Source organism: Chryseobacterium sp. BGA-UO-ETr-SB22, assembly GCF_059567885.1.
In genome coordinates this window covers 1465684-1481569 of the sequence record NZ_JCAQOV010000005.1, presented here as the reverse complement: position 1 = coordinate 1481569, position 15886 = coordinate 1465684, and the positions used below count along the sequence as shown (strand labels likewise).

The window sequence follows — 15886 nt, the reverse complement described above, 5'->3', positions numbered from 1 at the left end:
GACCACAGAAGGCACAAAAGTTTTGAACATTTCAATTTTTTAAGAGCCAGCTTTATGTATCATAAGTACACCTAAGTTTTATGAAAATCTTTGATTTTCGTCTTATGTGAAGTTATTTACGTTAGTATTTTAACCTTACTTGGACTAAAGTGTTTTAACATGAAAGCTTTTGTGACTTTTGTGGTTATATAAATTGAATAAAAAACCTTAGCTTAAATTATTCCGCTTTGTTTTTAAGCATCATCAAAAGGCTGTACGCCCCTTTCTGCACAATTTTTTTATCCTTTAAAGCATCTGCTTTTACAATCTCTGTAAACTGATCATCAGAAATTCCGGTTACCACTGGAATCATTTTGTAATTGGACTTTCCAAGATCTTCAAAAACATAATTTTTATTTTCAAAAGATACTACTGCTTCGTTTGGAAGTCCTTGTGTGTAACGGCTGCTGATATTGACTTCCGCATTGATATACATTCCTTTTACAAACTCAGAATTCACCGAAGACAACTTAGCAATTGCCGTTGCAGATCCCCCATTTTCAATACTTGGAACTACACTTACAATTCTGGCACTGGATTTCATATCTGGATTCTGATTGTTGTACACTAAAATTTCCTGGCCTACTTTTACATCATTCACATCATTTTCAAAAATTTTTAATTCCAAAAGCAGTCCTGCGGGGTTGATGAGCTCAAATAAAGTATCTGCAGGATTGATGTATTGTCCGTTATTCACAAGAATCTTACTTACAAAACCGGTAAACGGTGCATAAATATTGATCTTACTTCTGATATTCCCGGTATGTAAACCTTTGGCATTGATTCCGATGATTCTCAGCTTTTCTTCAAGCCCTCTTAAAGTGGCATTAAGAGTAGAATAATCTGCCTGAGCGGTCTGCATCGTCTTATCACTGCTTGCTTTACTTGTATTAAGGTCTTTCTGGCGGTTAAAGTTCAGTCTTGCGGCTTCAAGCTGTGCTTTTGTCACCAGATAATCCTGCTGAAGCTGTATAAACTGTGGATCTTCTACCACAGCAAGAACCTGTCCTTTGTTGAAATGACTTCCATTAATCACATTAATAGATTTGATATGTCCGCCCATAATACTGGAAACCGAACTGATGTGGGAAGGGGCAATTTCGGCTTTTCCATTCAGTCGTACCAGCTTTTCCATATTCCTTTTCTGAATGGATGTGGTGGTAATTCCTACAGACTGAACCTGTTTTTCCGTAAGATGAACCGAATTTTCATTGTTTTTGGTGAATTTTGTGTTCTCGTAAACTGTTTTTTCTTCCTCTTTTTTTCCTGAACATGAAGATAAAGTAAGGAGTAAAGCAAGGCTGTATATTGATATATTCTTGAAATGCATGACGTTATTATTTTGAAATTAAGAAATTAAGTTCGGCACTGATCTGATTCAGTTTTTCCAGCTGATCGATATAATCTGCCTTGGTTTTTACGGCCTGGTTCACCAATATGACCCAATCCAGATAATCAATTTCTCCTACTTCCATCTGTTTCTGAGCCGTTTTTAAAATAGTTTCAGATTTTGGGAGCTGTTTTTGTTGATAATTTTCAATGATTCTCTGTTGGTTCATATAATTATTCAGTTGTTGTCTCAATCTGTTTTTAAGTTCAATTTCTTTTCTCTGATATTGATTTTCAGAGATTGCGATTTTTGCCTGTGCAGCCTTTGCCATAGCCCTTTGCCCCTTTGTAAATAATGGAATTCCTACTCCCACCTGAACCGAATTGAAACGGTTGTTATTGATATTTTTCATACTCTGATTGGTATATCCAACAAGAAGATCCGGAAGAAGTTTGCTTTTCTCCAGCTGTACTTCGGCCTCTCCTACTTTGATCTGTTGCTGCAGATACTGAAGTTCGGGATGTTGTTTTACCATTTCCTCAGAAATCTGAAGGCCCATATTCATAATTGGTTGTTCAGAAATCGGCTGGTAAGAAGTTTCGGACTGAAGTAATAACTGAAGCTGAAGTTTCACCATATTCAGGTCATTTTCAAGACTGTTCAGCTGCACTTTTACCTGTTCATTCTGTATTTCAGCGGTTGATTCTTCCAAAATATTGGCTTCTCCTTTTTTTAATCTTAATCCCGCTTTATCAGCAAAATTATTGTACATCTGGCTGATATATCCCAATACTTTTTTCTTCTCCTGAAGTACCAATATTCTGTAGAAAACGTCTGTAACCTCTTTGGTGAGCTGTGTTTTGGTCAGATTCTGATTGATGATACTCGCAGACCATTCTGCATCCAGCATTTGTTTTCTTTTTGAATAGACTGTAGGGAAACTAAATCTCTGAGAGATTCCAAAAGAATTATCGGTTTCCTCTCCCTGAATCTGTCCAAATCCACCCGTAACTTCCATCTGTGGGATATCCAGATAGCTGGCTTTCAGTTTTTCCTGATATTCAGATACTAATTTTGAGTTTTTAAGGGTTCCATTTTGCTGATAAGCCTTTTCCAATGCCTGGTCATAAGTAATATTTTCCTGAGCCTGAAAACTTCCGAAAGAGATCAGTAGTAAGAAAACAGACAGTTTTTTATAGTTGGATTTTTTAGAGAATTTCATTTTATCTTTATTAATATTTTCGAATAAAACATAGAGAATAGGAAGTACAAAAAGGGTGAGAAGTGTAGCGAGCATCAATCCACCAATAACAACGGTGGCCAAAGGTCGCTGTACTTCTGCTCCGGCACCGTTGCTGATCGCCATAGGAAGGAATCCTAATGAAGCAACAAAAGCAGTCATTAAAACCGGGCGAAGTCTGATTTTTGTCCCTATCAGTACAATTCTGTTTGTGTTGGATATCCCGTTCTTTTTCAATCTGTTAAACTCTGATATCAAAACAATTCCATTAAGTACGGCAACTCCGAATAAAGCGATGAATCCTACCCCCGCACTGATACTGAAAGGCATTCCTCTCAACGCCAGAAAATAAACACCTCCAATGGCTGACAATGGAATGGCAGTATAGATCAGTAAGCTGTGTTTTACAGAACCAAAAGCAAAGAACAGCAACAGGAAGATCATCACTAATGAAATAGGAACAGCTACTCCGAGTCTGGCTTTGGCTTCATTTAAATTTTCAAAAGCTCCTCCATAAGAAACAGTATATCCAGGAGATAGCTTCAGGCTTTTACCAGCCTTTTGCTGAAGTTCTTCCACGATACTCTGAACATCTCTTCCTCTTACGTTAAATCCTACAATGATTCTTCGTTTGGTGTCTTCTCTCTGAATCTGATTTGGGCTGTTTTTAAGCTCTACATTAGCCAGCTGTGATAATGGGATCTGCTCTCCTGAAGCGGTCGGTATCAAAAGATTCCGGATACTGGTGATGTCTTTTTTATGTTCATTATCCATTCGGACAACGATATCAAACTTCTTCTCGCCTTCATATAAAGCACCGGCCGTCTGTCCTGCAAAAGCCATATTGACAGCCCTGTTAATATCAGCTACAGAAATATTATAACGGGATAGCTCTGAACGGTTATAATCAATCACAACCTGCGGTGCTCCTACAACGGGCTCAATATAAAGATCCTGAGCTCCTTTTACTGTATTGATGATACTTCCTATCTTTTTTGCGTAAGTGGCAAGGCTGTCCAAATCTTCTCCATAAATTTTACATACCACATCCTGTCTGGCTCCGGTCATCAGCTCATTGAATCGCATTTGTACAGGAAACTGGAAACTGGTGGTCAATCCTGGGATAACGCTTAATGCTTTACTCATTTTATCAGATAGTTCTGGAAATGTTTTTGCAGAAGTCCATTCCCTTTTTGGTTTTAAAACAATGATCATATCTCCGGAATCCATGGGCATCGGTTCTGTAGGGATTTCTGCGCTGCCAATCTTCATGACCACCTTCTCTATTTCTGGAAACTGGGTTAAAAGGATATTGGCTGCCTGAGTGGTTGCTTTTTTGGTTTCGTTAATATTGCTTCCCTGAAGGATTCTCATTTCAACCGCAAAATCACCTTCTTCCAAAGATGGAATGAATTCACCACCCATTCTGGAAAGGGTAAAAACAGCACCGGCAAACAGTATTAATACTCCCAGAATAATGGTTTTTCTGTATTTAAGAGCTTTTATCAGGAATTTCTGGTGGCCTGCTTCCACTTTGCCCATTACGCGGTCTGAAATATTTTCTTTTGCTTTCTTCTTTCTGCTCAATACCAGAGCGCTCATCATAGGAATATAAGTAAGGGAAAGAATAAATGCACCAATCAGGGCAAATGCAACGGTCTGAGCCATTGGTTTAAACATTTTTCCTTCAATTCCCTGAAGCGTAAAAATCGGAAGATATACAATTAAGATAATGATCTGCCCAAAAACCGCACTGTTCACCATTTTGGTAGCAGAACCGGAAACCTGGTCATCCATTTCTTTTTTGCTGAGCATATTGTCTTTTCCGAAATGCTTTTTGTGGGCCAGCTGATGCAGCACCGCTTCTACGATGATGACGGCTCCATCTACAATAAGTCCGAAATCAAGTGCTCCAAGACTCATCAGATTTCCTCCTACGCCAAAAATATTCATCATGATGATAGCAAAAAGCATGGCTAAAGGAATCACGGAAGCTACCAATAATCCTGCTCTGAAGTTTCCTAAGAATACAACCAGAATGAAAACAACTATCAAAGCTCCTTCCATCAGGTTTGTTTTTACCGTACTGATGGTATTATTTACCATTTTAGCACGATCAAGGAAAGGTTCAATGACCACGCCTTCAGGTAATGATTCCTGTATTTTTTCCAGTCTTTCTTTAATATTTCCAATCACTACGTTGGCATTCTCCCCTTTCAGCATCAATACAATAGCTCCGGATACTTCTCCGGTATCATTATAGGTCATGGCGCCATATCTTGTTGCATACCCTATCTTCACGGAAGCAACATCTTTAATGTGTACCGGAATACCTTCTTTGGTTTCTGCCACCTGAATACTTCCGATATCTTCCGTACTTCCCAGAAGTCCTTCACTGCGGATAAACAGAACGGTTTCTTTCTTCTCAATATAAGCACCTCCTGTATTTTGGTTATTCTTCTCCAATGCCCCAAAAACATCGTTGATATTGATATTGAATGCCTGAAGTTTGTTAGGATTAATGGCAATTTCATATTGCTTCAGTTTTCCACCAAAGCTGCTGACATCAGCCACTCCTTTAGTTCCCAGAAGCTGTCTTCTGACTACCCAATCCTGAATGGTTCTGAGCTCAGTTTCATCATAAACATTTTCATATCCTTTTTTGGCTCTTACAACATATTGAAAAATTTCCCCCAATCCTGTGGAAATAGGTCCCAGTTCCGGTTTTCCGATTCCGGCCGGGATATTGTCCTGAACAAGCTGTAAGCGCTCCTGAACCTGTTGGCGAGCCCAATAGACATCCGTTTTGTCGTCAAAGACTACCGTTACTAATGAAAGTCCGAAACGGGAAAAACTTCTAAGTTCAGTAATTCCACTGATATTGCTGGTAGCCTGTTCAATAGGAAATGTAACAAGACGTTCTATATCTGCAGCACCGTAAGAAGGCGCTGTGGTAATGATCTGTACCTGATTATTCGTAATGTCCGGCTGAGCATCTATGGGGAGTTTTGTGGTTTCATAGACCCCCAAAAGGATAAGCCCCACTGTAAACAGAGCAATGATGAGTTTATTCTTTACAGAAAACTCAATAATTTTATTTAACATGGAAAAAATTATTAATTGATAACCCGGAGTGTCTTATAAAAGTTGCTGAAGTCTTTATTTGTACAGTTACAGAAGTAAAGAAGATATCATACCATTCAGTAAGAATATCTACTTGATACTCATCTGTTTTGTTGTAAACTTATCATTCTGAAAAATTTAAACAAAATGTAGTAAAGACATCATAAACAGCGTTATAATGCACGAAAGGCTAAATTGATATGTAATAATAAATGGACTGCTTTAAAGCTAAAGCAATGTCAGTATAAAATCAGTTAAGAAAGCCGTGGAGGCTGGAAAATCTGAGAAAGGTAATGATTGGAAAAATCTTTTTCCTTATAAATACTGTTTTTTGGGGAAACAGTAATTTCTTTAGGTTTTTTTATTTCGAATGTCAGTTCCGGAAGCTGGGCATGTACAGTCAATACAATGGGAGGATTGATAAACGGCAGTTTCTGATCAGTATCCCAGTCAGAATCCTGTTTGTGATTATCATAATGTTCCATGACAAATTCTGATAAACTTCCGTGGTATTCCATAAAATGTTCCACAAACATAGGTACCTTCAGTACTTCCCCCGCATTGGTGGTAGCCAGCACATACATCATTGAGCATAATATGGAGAACCATTTTAACATGGCTGCAAATATAAGGCTTAAATTTTTCTTAAACAGGCTCCAGTATTAATTTTTTGATAATTTTAGCCAGTTTAAAAGTGGTTTAAATAAATACTAGCTATTCCTAAATAATGTTAGGTTTATCAAACAAAAAATCAAAGTCTTGACTTCAATCTGCTTAGAGTTTCCTGGGAGATATTAAGATAGGAAGCCACCATTTTATTAGAAAGTCTTCTTACTACAACAGGATTTTCATCCAGCAGCTGACGGTATTTTTCAAGGGCATCCTGAACCAGGAAAGACATCAGTCTCTTCGTATTATTCACATAAGCAGTTTCCAGATATATTCTGTAAAACTTTTCCCATTGCGGAATAATATCCAGGAGATGATAAAAATTTTTATGAGTGATATAATATACTTCGGAGTCCTCCACGGCTTCAATGAATTCATCGGAGGGTTCAGAAGTAATAAAGCTGGTAAGTGCTGTTGCAAACTGATTTTCAAAGGCAAAATAGCGGGTGGAATCCTGCCCTTCTTCATTGATGAAAAATATACGGAGACAGCCATTTACCACAAAAAATGTTCTTTGGCTGTATTGCCCATTAGAAAGGAGGATCTCATTCTTTTTTAATTGAGCAAGCCTGAAATAAGAAAGAATGGTTTCCAATTCTTTATCCGTTACTGATATTCTATTTTTGATATATGAAGTTAAAAGTTCCTGCATGTAAGCAAAAATAGCAATAAATGGCTTTGCTTACCTCTTTTATTCCATACTGTCTATGGGTTTTCTGCCTGTCCGGCTTTCCAGTATGAACAAATATACAAACCATGTGGATCCCACTGCAGAGTTGTTTTGAAATGGGTACGAAGTTCCTGTACGGTTGCATATTCTGCAGCGATATAGACATATTCTTTCAAAACTCCTGAGGGAAACTGAACAGATTTTACAACTTCTGCGAGCCGGCTTCCCTCTTCCGGATGAGGATTGTGAAGCCATTCAATTGAAATATTTGCTGCGGAACACAGAATAAGTTCATCATCCTTATCTGTAACTTCCAATATTATTTTTGCGGTCACATAAGGAGGAAACTGCTCTGCAATGGCACAAATAACGGGTAAGGCTGTTGCATCTCCTGCCAGCAGATAAAAATCGGCATCAGGAATCAGAGGCCTTGTACTTTCTTTCATTCCTATTTCCAAAGAATCGCCGGATTTCGCTTGTGATGCCCAGGCAGAAGCAGGTCCGTTATCACCATGGGCAACAAAATCTATACTTAATTCCCTATTTTCCAGATCAATTTTTCTGTTGGTATATGTTCTGATTAAAGGAACGTTTCCCTCTTCAGTTGGAATAAGGATTTTATTATTAGAACCTGAGCGTACATTGGCTAGCAGTTCAAGCTGATGTTCATTGATTTCAAATACTACACGGATAAGATGTGGAGTAAGATATTGTTTATTTTTAACGATAAATGCAGAACGTATTTTTTTAGTTTTCTCTGCCTGAGTGATTATAGATTTTTCCATTTTTATTTTTTATTAAATAGTAAAATAAGCATAGACAGAACACAGCTGATTCCTCCGAACAGATACACCGTCTGATAATCAAACCAGCCCGCAATCAGTCCTGCTATTGGCCCTGCCAGTCCTAATGAAAGGTCAACGAAAGCCACGTAGGCTCCTAATGCGGTTCCTCTCATTTGTGGTTTTACTTTTTGAATGGCAAGAACTCCCAAAGCCGGAAAAACCAATGAAAATCCCACCCCGGTTAATCCACATCCGATAATGGCTAATGTTTTGGAAGCAGATGTCCAGATCAGCAGCTGCCCTGCCACTTCGATGATCAGAGAGAGGAATGCAATCTTAAAACCTCCGTATTTATCAGGAAAAGAAGCAAAGAAAATTCGGGTAAGAACATAGCATATTCCGAAGACCATAAAAGTAAGTGAAGCATCTCCCCAATTCTTTTGTGAGAAAAATAAAGCAATAAAAGAAGCAATGCATCCAAAAGCCATTGATGAGAAAGCAAGACTCAGCCCCTGACCTGATACTGCACCAATTACTTTGTAGAAAGGCGTTCGTACGTGATCTTTATCTACAGGAATAGAAGGCAGTTTGGCGGTAGAAAGCCAGCTTACAAGAGGAAGCAGGGCCATAAGGATAAAGGCAGGCAGCATATTGTATTCTTTACTCAACCAGATGCTGACAGGAGCTCCCACCGCAATTCCTGCATACATGGCAATACCGTTCCAGGTCATTACTTTCCCGGAATTGGAGTGTCCTACCAGCCCTATTCCCCACGTTAATGCTCCGGTAACCAGAAAGCTCTCACCAACACCATGGATGATTCTTGCAAGTAAAAGAAAGATAAGTGCCATGAGCGGATGAGCCTGAAATAGTACCGCAAGTACATAAACAATCCCGGCAATAACAGCTAATACCATCCCGGACATTTTACTTTTCTTGGCACCTTTAGTATCTGTAATCTTCCCGGAATACGCGCGGGTCAAAAGTGTTGACAATGACTGGAGACCAATAACAAGCCCCACGATAACGCTGTCAAAACCTAATGTGTTCTGGACAAACCCGGGAAGTATTCCCAAAGCAATTCCTATCGTAAGGTAAACTCCGAATACCGAAATGATAATGGGAGCGGTCGCCTGATAAAAATTAATAGTCTGCCCTTTTTCTAATGTTGTACTCATAAATTTTGTTTAAAATATTCGGGTGCAAATGTCCCTGTACAACAAATACTAAACTTTGATCTAGATCAAAAAAGGCAGAAAATAGTTATTCAAAATCTAAAAAACCATCGGTAAGCTGTTTCCATTGTATTTTGGCGGCTCCCATCATTCCTCCTGCAGCGGTAACAAGATTCCTGATGATATCAAGGAACTTTGCATTCAGATTAGGTCTTTCATTTCGCCCGTATACTGCTGCTTTTAAATGAGCCGGACTTTTCGATATCATAAAGGTAGAGCTTGCTCCGGAACTGTAAAAATGAGCAATATGGCGGTTTTTTTTATTTTCAGGATTTCCGGATGGCCTGCAGGTCATTGTTATGCTTTCAGCAAAGCTGTTCTGGTAGAAGCAAATATCTGTAATCTCTACCCAATCATATCCTTTGGCCTCAGGTTCTCCCGGTCCCGGAATATCAATCCTGATGAAATCTCCTTTTTGTGGTTCACGATCTACCGGATTGCCACTGAAGTCATAAAGCTTAAATGCTGCAAATGCCTTCCCACAATAGCTTTCCCATTTATTGACTGAGAACAATCTTTCTTTTAATATTTCAAACTTCAACGACATCAAGTCCTGCTCAAATAACTTTCTGGTTTCTGTATCATGGAAACCTCCGAATTTTTGTTTAGGAACTCCTTTGAATTTTTTTGGACTCATGCAATAGGTTTTTTGAAAAAATACTGCAAAAAACTTATAGATTTTATGAGTAGAGTCATGAAAAAGTTAAACAATTGTTTGAGTATTGGTTTAAAGAGTCCTTTGTTTTGATCATAATTCACTTTTTGGGACTTCTCTGTTTGAACTAAAAAACAGTTCACAATTCATCAGGGCGCGAATTATATTTAACCGGATATGTTTTTGTATAAATAATTTCGAAATCCTAAGTAAAACTAAAATCATTTAGAGAATAATTTTTTTTACTTAAAATAAATAATTTTTAAAAAAAATAAGCTTATGATGTTTTGCATAATGTGATTTTTGTTTATATTTGTGAATCGAAATAATTTTTTTTCATCATTTGTGTTTTTTTAAGGTCTCCATTCGTGGAGACCTTTTTATTTTAAATTATGTCATAATAGAATATTGACTGCTGAAGTGGAAAAATTGACTAAATGTGAAATATCTCTTTTTTTTAACAAGCCAATTGCTTTTCTACAAAGGATTACTCAAAGTTTTAAGATCTCAATAAGTCTCTTTTTCTATATATTTCGACCCCCTCTGGAATTGCTTTAAACGGCTATTGAATCGTTTTAATAAAATCTGTAGGCCTGAACTGCATCACAGACAAAAAACTTCTGGTATAGGCCTGCACGCTCTTGTACCCTACTTCATAAGCTGTCTCTGAAATGGTAAGATGGCCAGCGCTCAGAAACTCCAGACTTTTAATGATACGAAGCATCTGTTGATATTTACTTAAGGTGAGCCCGGTTTCTTTTTTGAAAATACGCTCCAATGTACGAAAAGATAAAAGAGCTGTATCGCTGAGATCTCCCATCTTTATTTCATCCCGGTAGTGATTATGCAGATGTTCAATGACTTTTGTAAGGCGCTGATCTTTTGGAAGAATAATGTGAAGTGTCAATGAATGTTCTACAAATCTTGGAAGTTCGTTGAAGAGTGCTTTCAGAAATAGATTTTCATTATCATCTGAAATCATTTGCTTAGACCATTTTTCTGCATATTTTATCATTTCTTTTAAAACTGGAGGAACAGAAAACACGTTGATCTCGTGATAAAAGGGATTCTTTGTACTAATATCTGCAAACATGATCATCAGTTTGATCTTTTCGGAATGGGAATTGGTTTTGTGAACGGCATTCGGAGGAATCCATACGGCATGGTTTTGTGGGAGAAGGTAGATTTTCTCTTCAATGGTAATGTACTGAAAACCGCTTTCCACATATACCAGCTGCCCTTTCTGGTGGTTATGGAAAACATCATCATGAACCCAGTTTTCTTCAAACCAAACAAAGTAAGGCTTCTTCAGATCATCTATTTTTATATTGTCGATAGCATCCATGTCGTTTTAGGTTAAAACTTTGGCAAAATTAAACAAAATTACTATACTAATTTTGTGCAAAAGTTTTTATTATGATGAAGAATGAAGTAAAAAGGAATGCTTCGTATGTTTTATTAATCATTAATGTTCTGGTGGTTATATTAATTTCCAGCAACCTCCGTTCACCCATTGTGGCTGTGGCTCCAGTGTTGGGCGAAATAAGAGATGCATTGAAGCTGGATAATTTTCAGGTGAGTCTCCTTACCTCTATCCCACTGTTTATGTTTGCAGCCTGTTCTGTGCTGGTGAGTAAGTTTTCCAATAAGTTTGGAATCAGTAAACTCCTGATGTATTCCCTGATTATTTTAAGTTTTGGTTTATTTTTAAGAATCAGCGGATCTCTTTGGCTGTTGTTTTTAGGTTCTATATTTATTGGCTTAGGAATATGCATTGGAAATGTGGTCACTCCGGGATATGTTAAAAATAATTTCCCGAAGCAGATTGGGCTTATGACAGGAATTTTCGCTGTATCCATGAATCTTACAGCGGCTTTGGCTTCTGGTTTCAGTGTAAAAATCGGGGAACTGACCGGGTTTGGATGGAAAGGTTCTTTGGGAATCTGGCTGGTTATTGCAGCATTGGGTTTCCTTGTTTTAGCATTGGAATTTATCTTTAATAAAAGAAATCCGAATCAACCAAAAACGGCACTCAGTACTTCTGATTTTAATATGTTTAAATCTGCCCAGGCATGGAATATCAGCGTTTTTATGGGTCTGCAGTCTTTATTTTATTACTGTCTTGTGGCCTGGCTGCCTTCATTTCTTGCAGATTTTCATATGCAGGGAGAAAGCTCCGGATGGGTCTTCTTTGTGATTCAGATTACAATGATTCCGGTGACGTTCTGCTGCCCGATTATTGCCAGTAAAATGAAAGACCAAAGGGTAATGATACTTTTCATATGCGCTCTGATGTTTGGAAGTACGATGATGTTTGTGTTTCTGAAATCTCAGTGGATCTATGTGAATGCTGTTATCATCGGGATTTCTAACGGATTGTCTTTCAGTTTGTCTATCCTGTTTTTTTCTACGAGAACAAAAAGCAGTATCAATGCTGTTAAAATATCGGGAATGGCACAGTCTGTAGGATATATGATTGCTGCATTTGGACCTCCATTATTTGGAAAACTGCATGACTGGGATATTTCCTGGAACAGCTCCTTTTATTTGTTAAGTTTCGCGGTAATACTGATGTTGTATTTTGGACTGAAGGCTGCAAGAAATAAATGTGTAGAGGATTAAAAGTGATTATTCATACAATAAAAAGGATAGAATTCTGATTCTATCCTTTTTATATTTTGAGTGTCTTTAATTTTTACAGTATCAAAGTAAAAGACCTGTATATAAGTTAAAAATGAAGCTCCACTTCTTCTCCATTATCAGGAACAAAACATCTTTTGTCTAATCCATTTTCATTGATCTTTTCCCGGATGAATTTCCGATCTTCTTTACAATGGCTTACTGCTTCCAGGTGAGTGACCCAAACAGTGGATTCTGGAGCGTATTCACAGACTTTCATAATATCTTCACTAGTCATAATAATAGAATCTCCCACTGAAAAAGTGGCTGCTCCTCCTGCAACAATAATATGTTGTGGCTGATGCTTATCAATTTCCTGTGCAATTTCGTCATACCAGATGCTGTCACCTGCAATATAAACGGATTTATTTTCTGTTTTAAAAACAAAACCATTCACGAGTCCCATTTTTTCTCCAATTTCTCCGGTTCCATGCTTTCCTTTGGTTATAGATATTTCAATGTTTTTCCATTGGAGTTTATTATTTACAGCGATAACATTTGTAAAACCCTGTTCTATAATTTGTTCCGAAATAACATCCGAACAGATGATCGGAATATTTTTGTCAAGAAATTCAATAGCTGCGGTGTCCCAATGATCGGGATGAAGATGGGTAACCACTACAGCATCTACTGTTTCCAGTTTTAGCTTTAATTCTTCCTTGCTAAAAGGCAGGTCTACCAGAGGATTCAGTAATTCGTTGTCTACCATTGGGAATTTGCCAAGAGACCCTTTTTCGCCAAGCATTGGATCTACGAGGATAGAAAATCCATCAATATTCAATAGCAATGTTGCATTGCGCCATAATTGTAATTTCATTTTGACTAAGTTTGTACAGCAAAGCTATTGCCGGATTGAAGTAAAACAATCGAAGGTTACCAAAAGGTTAACCATAAATATTCATTGACTTATGAATTTTGAAGAATTTAAAAACTGTGGATTGAGACGGAGTCTGAATATCCTTTCAGGGAAATGGAAACCGTTGATTCTGCACAATCTTTTTGAGAAAGATAAAGTACGTTTTGTGGAACTTTGGCGAAGCATGCCCCGGGTTTCCAAAAAAGTACTTGCAGAGCAATTGAAACAGCTTGAAGACGACCTTATTATTGAACGGATTGAAGTCTACAATTTTCCGCCCGAAGTATACTACAAGTTAACCGGAAAAGGAAAAAAACTTGGTCCTATTCTTTCTGAGTTACATTTATGGGGAAATGGACTTGGGTAAAGATAGGTCTTGTAAAGCAAAAATCTAAGCTTCTTTTTACTTTTATAAAATTTTATCATACATTTGAAAACACAACCTAAAAATTATAAACTTACACAGGTTACATTATAACCTCAAAAATTTTTATTAAAAAAACCAAACAATGAAAAAACAATTATTATTTGTGCTTACTCTCGTGGCACAAGCTTCCTTTGCACAAATTATTTCTAAAGATCCTACGTTTGCTTCAAACGGAATTCATACTCTTCCAGTAGGAAGCTCATATTTAGGAACGGGAAGCACTTATGCAGGAGAATTAACTGCAGCAACAACTTCAGTATTTTATAAATCCTATAATACCAGCACTAACCAATTAACTATTTCTAAAGCGACAACTTATAGTGGCCTTTTAGATTTGACTTTTGGTACGAATGGTAAAATTGCCTTGAACTACAATGACGGTTCTCTTGTTGGATTTCTAAGACATACCGATGATAAATTAACTTTACTACTCAAGCGATATGACTCTACAAACAGTACATATTATTTGGATGTAGTTCAATTACTTTCCAATGGACAATTAGACCCTTCATTTGGAAATGGAGGAATAAAGGCATTGGCCAATTTATCCGTTTCTTTTGAATCAACTAATCTTATACAGCAGGGAAATAAAATTCTTGTTTCAGGAATTAGTATGGATTCTTTTGGTCAGACTGATTCGAAAACTCATACATTGAGATTAAATTCTGATGGTACATTAGACAATAGCTTTGGGAATAACGGAGAAATACTGACTTATCAACAAAATCCTTTTCAAAGCTCTTATCTTCCTCGTATCATTTTAGATAATCAGTTTAATCTTCTTTTTTTCGGAAATGGCACAATAAAAAAATACACTGTTAACGGACAGCCTATGATTGGCTTTGGTAGCAATGGAGAAGTTTTGTTTAGTGGAGAAGCCAGTATTGTAAAAGTAGATTCTGCTGATAAAATTGTATATGCAAAGAATGATTTATCGTGGCAGACTCCACCTGTTTTAGGAAGACTTAATGCCGATGGTACACCAGATACCACATTCAATTATAATGGGATTGTTGGCCTTGAATTTCGGGATATCTATGAAAAAAATGGTTCTTATTATATCGCGGGCTATGCTGAACTCAATAACAGCGGATACACTTATTATTATATCTCTAAGCTTAATCAAAATGGAGCTGTTGATCCTGTATTTGGAGAATATATAGAAAATGATCCTAATTTAATTTATCACAGCATTAATTCAATAAAGGTTTTTGATGATAATATCATGGTGAGCACTGATGGAGAAACATTTAATATTGTTAAATATCTTGTAAATGGTACTGCCACATTAGCAACAAAAGGAATTATAAAAAATAATCCTGAAATTACTTTTGAAAGTCCTGTAGAACATCATTTAATGTTCCAATCAAAAGAAAAAATTGATAAAATAGAGATCTATTCTGCTGGTGGAAAATTAGTGAAAACAGTAATAGAAAATAAGTCTGATATTTCTGAACTTTCTGAAGGGGTTTATTTTGCAAAAGCTATTTTTGAAAATGGAAGATTTTCTACAAAAAAACTAATTAAGAAGTAGAAAAAATATATATTTAAAAAACTAATAACAATTCTATTAATGAAAAGAATCATCATTGTGATTTCCTTTGTATCAAGTGCATGGGCAGCTGCTCAAATCACACCTCCTCCTATTCAAAGATCTATACCGACATCTCGCGGGCTTACCATCAATTCAAGAAAAGGGACATTAATTGAGAAGAAAATTATTGATGTAGGTAAGTTTAAAAACCTAAATATTCAAAAAATTGCAACGAAAGATGCTTCGGATAATTCATCAGAAACTTTTCTGGGGATGATGTATGAATATGAAACTTTTGATGAAATATCGAAAAGGACTCTTACAATAGATAAGAATGAACTAGGAAAGCTCATTCAGGCTCTTCAGACTGTAGAACAGAAAGAAAATGAAAAATCAAATCAGGAAACCAAATATAAGTTTGTCACCATGAGTGCTATTGAATTCGGAAGTGTTTATCGGGAGAAACGTTCATCCTGGGTCAACTATATAAAAATTCCGTCAAGTCATTATAATCAGAATTTACTTGAATTCAGTAAAGAAGAATTGAGAGAATTGATTGGCATTTTAAAGAAAACGGAGCAAGAGCTTTAAATGATCGGGTTAAGATAATCTGATTAATCGCTTTATTATTAAATAATTACACA

The 15886-nt window shown here is 36.8% G+C and carries 13 protein-coding genes; 4 read left to right on the top strand and 9 right to left on the bottom strand.

All coding sequences use genetic code 11. The features are described from left to right. Window positions 1–217 precede the first annotated feature (217 nt). From AC57AW_RS14035 to AC57AW_RS14000, 8 genes are all read right to left on the bottom strand, one after another. Entirely contained in the window at window positions 218–1369 is a 1152-nt protein-coding gene (locus AC57AW_RS14035) for an efflux RND transporter periplasmic adaptor subunit (RefSeq protein ID WP_496352378.1), read from the bottom strand. A gap of 7 nt (window positions 1370–1376) precedes the next feature. After that, window positions 1377–5714 (bottom strand): CusA/CzcA family heavy metal efflux RND transporter, encoded by a 4338-nt coding sequence (locus tag AC57AW_RS14030; protein WP_496352377.1) that lies wholly within the window; start codon window positions 5712–5714, stop codon window positions 1377–1379. A 272-nt stretch (window positions 5715–5986) separates the two neighbouring features. Then, entirely contained in the window at window positions 5987–6349 is a 363-nt protein-coding gene (locus AC57AW_RS14025) for a hypothetical protein (RefSeq protein WP_318845811.1), read from the bottom strand. Window positions 6350–6483: 134 nt separating this feature from the next. After that, window positions 6484–7053 carry a Crp/Fnr family transcriptional regulator gene (locus AC57AW_RS14020; protein ID WP_496352376.1) on the bottom strand — a complete coding sequence of 190 codons (570 nt, stop codon included), beginning with the start codon at window positions 7051–7053 and terminating at the stop codon, window positions 6484–6486. A 53-nt stretch (window positions 7054–7106) separates the two neighbouring features. Then, window positions 7107–7856 carry a siderophore-interacting protein gene (locus AC57AW_RS14015; RefSeq protein WP_496352375.1) on the bottom strand — a complete coding sequence of 250 codons (750 nt, stop codon included), beginning with the start codon at window positions 7854–7856 and terminating at the stop codon, window positions 7107–7109. Between the two features lie 2 nt (window positions 7857–7858). Further along, on the bottom strand, window positions 7859–9034 hold the full coding sequence (locus AC57AW_RS14010; protein WP_496352374.1) for an MFS transporter: 1176 nt from the start codon (window positions 9032–9034) through the stop codon (window positions 7859–7861). 85 nt (window positions 9035–9119) lie between these two features. Beyond that, window positions 9120–9728, bottom strand: coding sequence for a hypothetical protein (locus tag AC57AW_RS14005; RefSeq protein ID WP_496352373.1), 609 nt, complete (start codon window positions 9726–9728; stop codon window positions 9120–9122). A 580-nt stretch (window positions 9729–10308) separates the two neighbouring features. Beyond that, on the bottom strand, window positions 10309–11091 hold the full coding sequence (locus AC57AW_RS14000) for a helix-turn-helix domain-containing protein (protein ID WP_496352372.1): 783 nt from the start codon (window positions 11089–11091) through the stop codon (window positions 10309–10311). A 71-nt stretch (window positions 11092–11162) separates the two neighbouring features. Here AC57AW_RS14000 and AC57AW_RS13995 point away from each other — a divergent pair, with 71 nt between their 5' ends. After that, window positions 11163–12368 (top strand): CynX/NimT family MFS transporter, encoded by a 1206-nt coding sequence (locus tag AC57AW_RS13995; RefSeq protein WP_496352371.1) that lies wholly within the window; start codon window positions 11163–11165, stop codon window positions 12366–12368. Window positions 12369–12474: 106 nt separating this feature from the next. On the opposite strand, the gene AC57AW_RS13990 is transcribed toward AC57AW_RS13995, so the two are convergent. Then, on the bottom strand, window positions 12475–13242 hold the full coding sequence (locus AC57AW_RS13990; RefSeq protein WP_496352370.1) for an MBL fold metallo-hydrolase: 768 nt from the start codon (window positions 13240–13242) through the stop codon (window positions 12475–12477). Window positions 13243–13333: 91 nt separating this feature from the next. On the opposite strand from AC57AW_RS13990, the gene AC57AW_RS13985 reads away from it, so the two are divergent. The 3 genes from AC57AW_RS13985 (at window position 13334) to AC57AW_RS13975 (ending at window position 15833) form a co-directional block, all read left to right on the top strand. Continuing rightward, window positions 13334–13648: a winged helix-turn-helix transcriptional regulator gene (locus tag AC57AW_RS13985; protein ID WP_496352369.1), complete on the top strand. Its 315-nt coding sequence runs from the start codon at window positions 13334–13336 to the stop codon at window positions 13646–13648. Between the two features lie 142 nt (window positions 13649–13790). After that, window positions 13791–15242, top strand: a complete 1452-nt coding sequence (locus AC57AW_RS13980) for a T9SS type A sorting domain-containing protein (protein WP_496352368.1) — start codon at window positions 13791–13793, stop codon at window positions 15240–15242. A 39-nt stretch (window positions 15243–15281) separates the two neighbouring features. Then, window positions 15282–15833, top strand: a complete 552-nt coding sequence (locus tag AC57AW_RS13975; RefSeq protein ID WP_496352367.1) for a hypothetical protein — start codon at window positions 15282–15284, stop codon at window positions 15831–15833. Window positions 15834–15886: the final 53 nt, after the last annotated feature.

Excerpts from the sequence above, each read along its gene's own strand:
- AC57AW_RS14035 (WP_496352378.1), bottom strand. The coding sequence starts at position 1,369 with ATGCATTTCAAGAATATATCAATATACAGCCTTGCTTTACTCCTTACT.
- AC57AW_RS14010 (WP_496352374.1), bottom strand. The coding sequence starts at position 9,034 with ATGAGTACAACATTAGAAAAAGGGCAGACTATTAATTTTTATCAGGCG.
- AC57AW_RS14000 (WP_496352372.1), bottom strand. The coding sequence starts at position 11,091 with ATGGATGCTATCGACAATATAAAAATAGATGATCTGAAGAAGCCTTAC.
- AC57AW_RS14025 (WP_318845811.1), bottom strand. The coding sequence starts at position 6,349 with ATGTTAAAATGGTTCTCCATATTATGCTCAATGATGTATGTGCTGGCT.
- AC57AW_RS14030 (WP_496352377.1), bottom strand. The coding sequence starts at position 5,714 with ATGTTAAATAAAATTATTGAGTTTTCTGTAAAGAATAAACTCATCATT.
- AC57AW_RS13985 (WP_496352369.1), top strand. The coding sequence starts at position 13,334 with ATGAATTTTGAAGAATTTAAAAACTGTGGATTGAGACGGAGTCTGAAT.
- AC57AW_RS13975 (WP_496352367.1), top strand. The coding sequence starts at position 15,282 with ATGAAAAGAATCATCATTGTGATTTCCTTTGTATCAAGTGCATGGGCA.
- AC57AW_RS13980 (WP_496352368.1), top strand. The coding sequence starts at position 13,791 with ATGAAAAAACAATTATTATTTGTGCTTACTCTCGTGGCACAAGCTTCC.
- AC57AW_RS14015 (WP_496352375.1), bottom strand. The coding sequence starts at position 7,856 with ATGGAAAAATCTATAATCACTCAGGCAGAGAAAACTAAAAAAATACGT.
- AC57AW_RS13990 (WP_496352370.1), bottom strand. The coding sequence starts at position 13,242 with ATGAAATTACAATTATGGCGCAATGCAACATTGCTATTGAATATTGAT.
- AC57AW_RS13995 (WP_496352371.1), top strand. The coding sequence starts at position 11,163 with ATGATGAAGAATGAAGTAAAAAGGAATGCTTCGTATGTTTTATTAATC.
- AC57AW_RS14020 (WP_496352376.1), bottom strand. The coding sequence starts at position 7,053 with ATGCAGGAACTTTTAACTTCATATATCAAAAATAGAATATCAGTAACG.
- AC57AW_RS14005 (WP_496352373.1), bottom strand. The coding sequence starts at position 9,728 with ATGAGTCCAAAAAAATTCAAAGGAGTTCCTAAACAAAAATTCGGAGGT.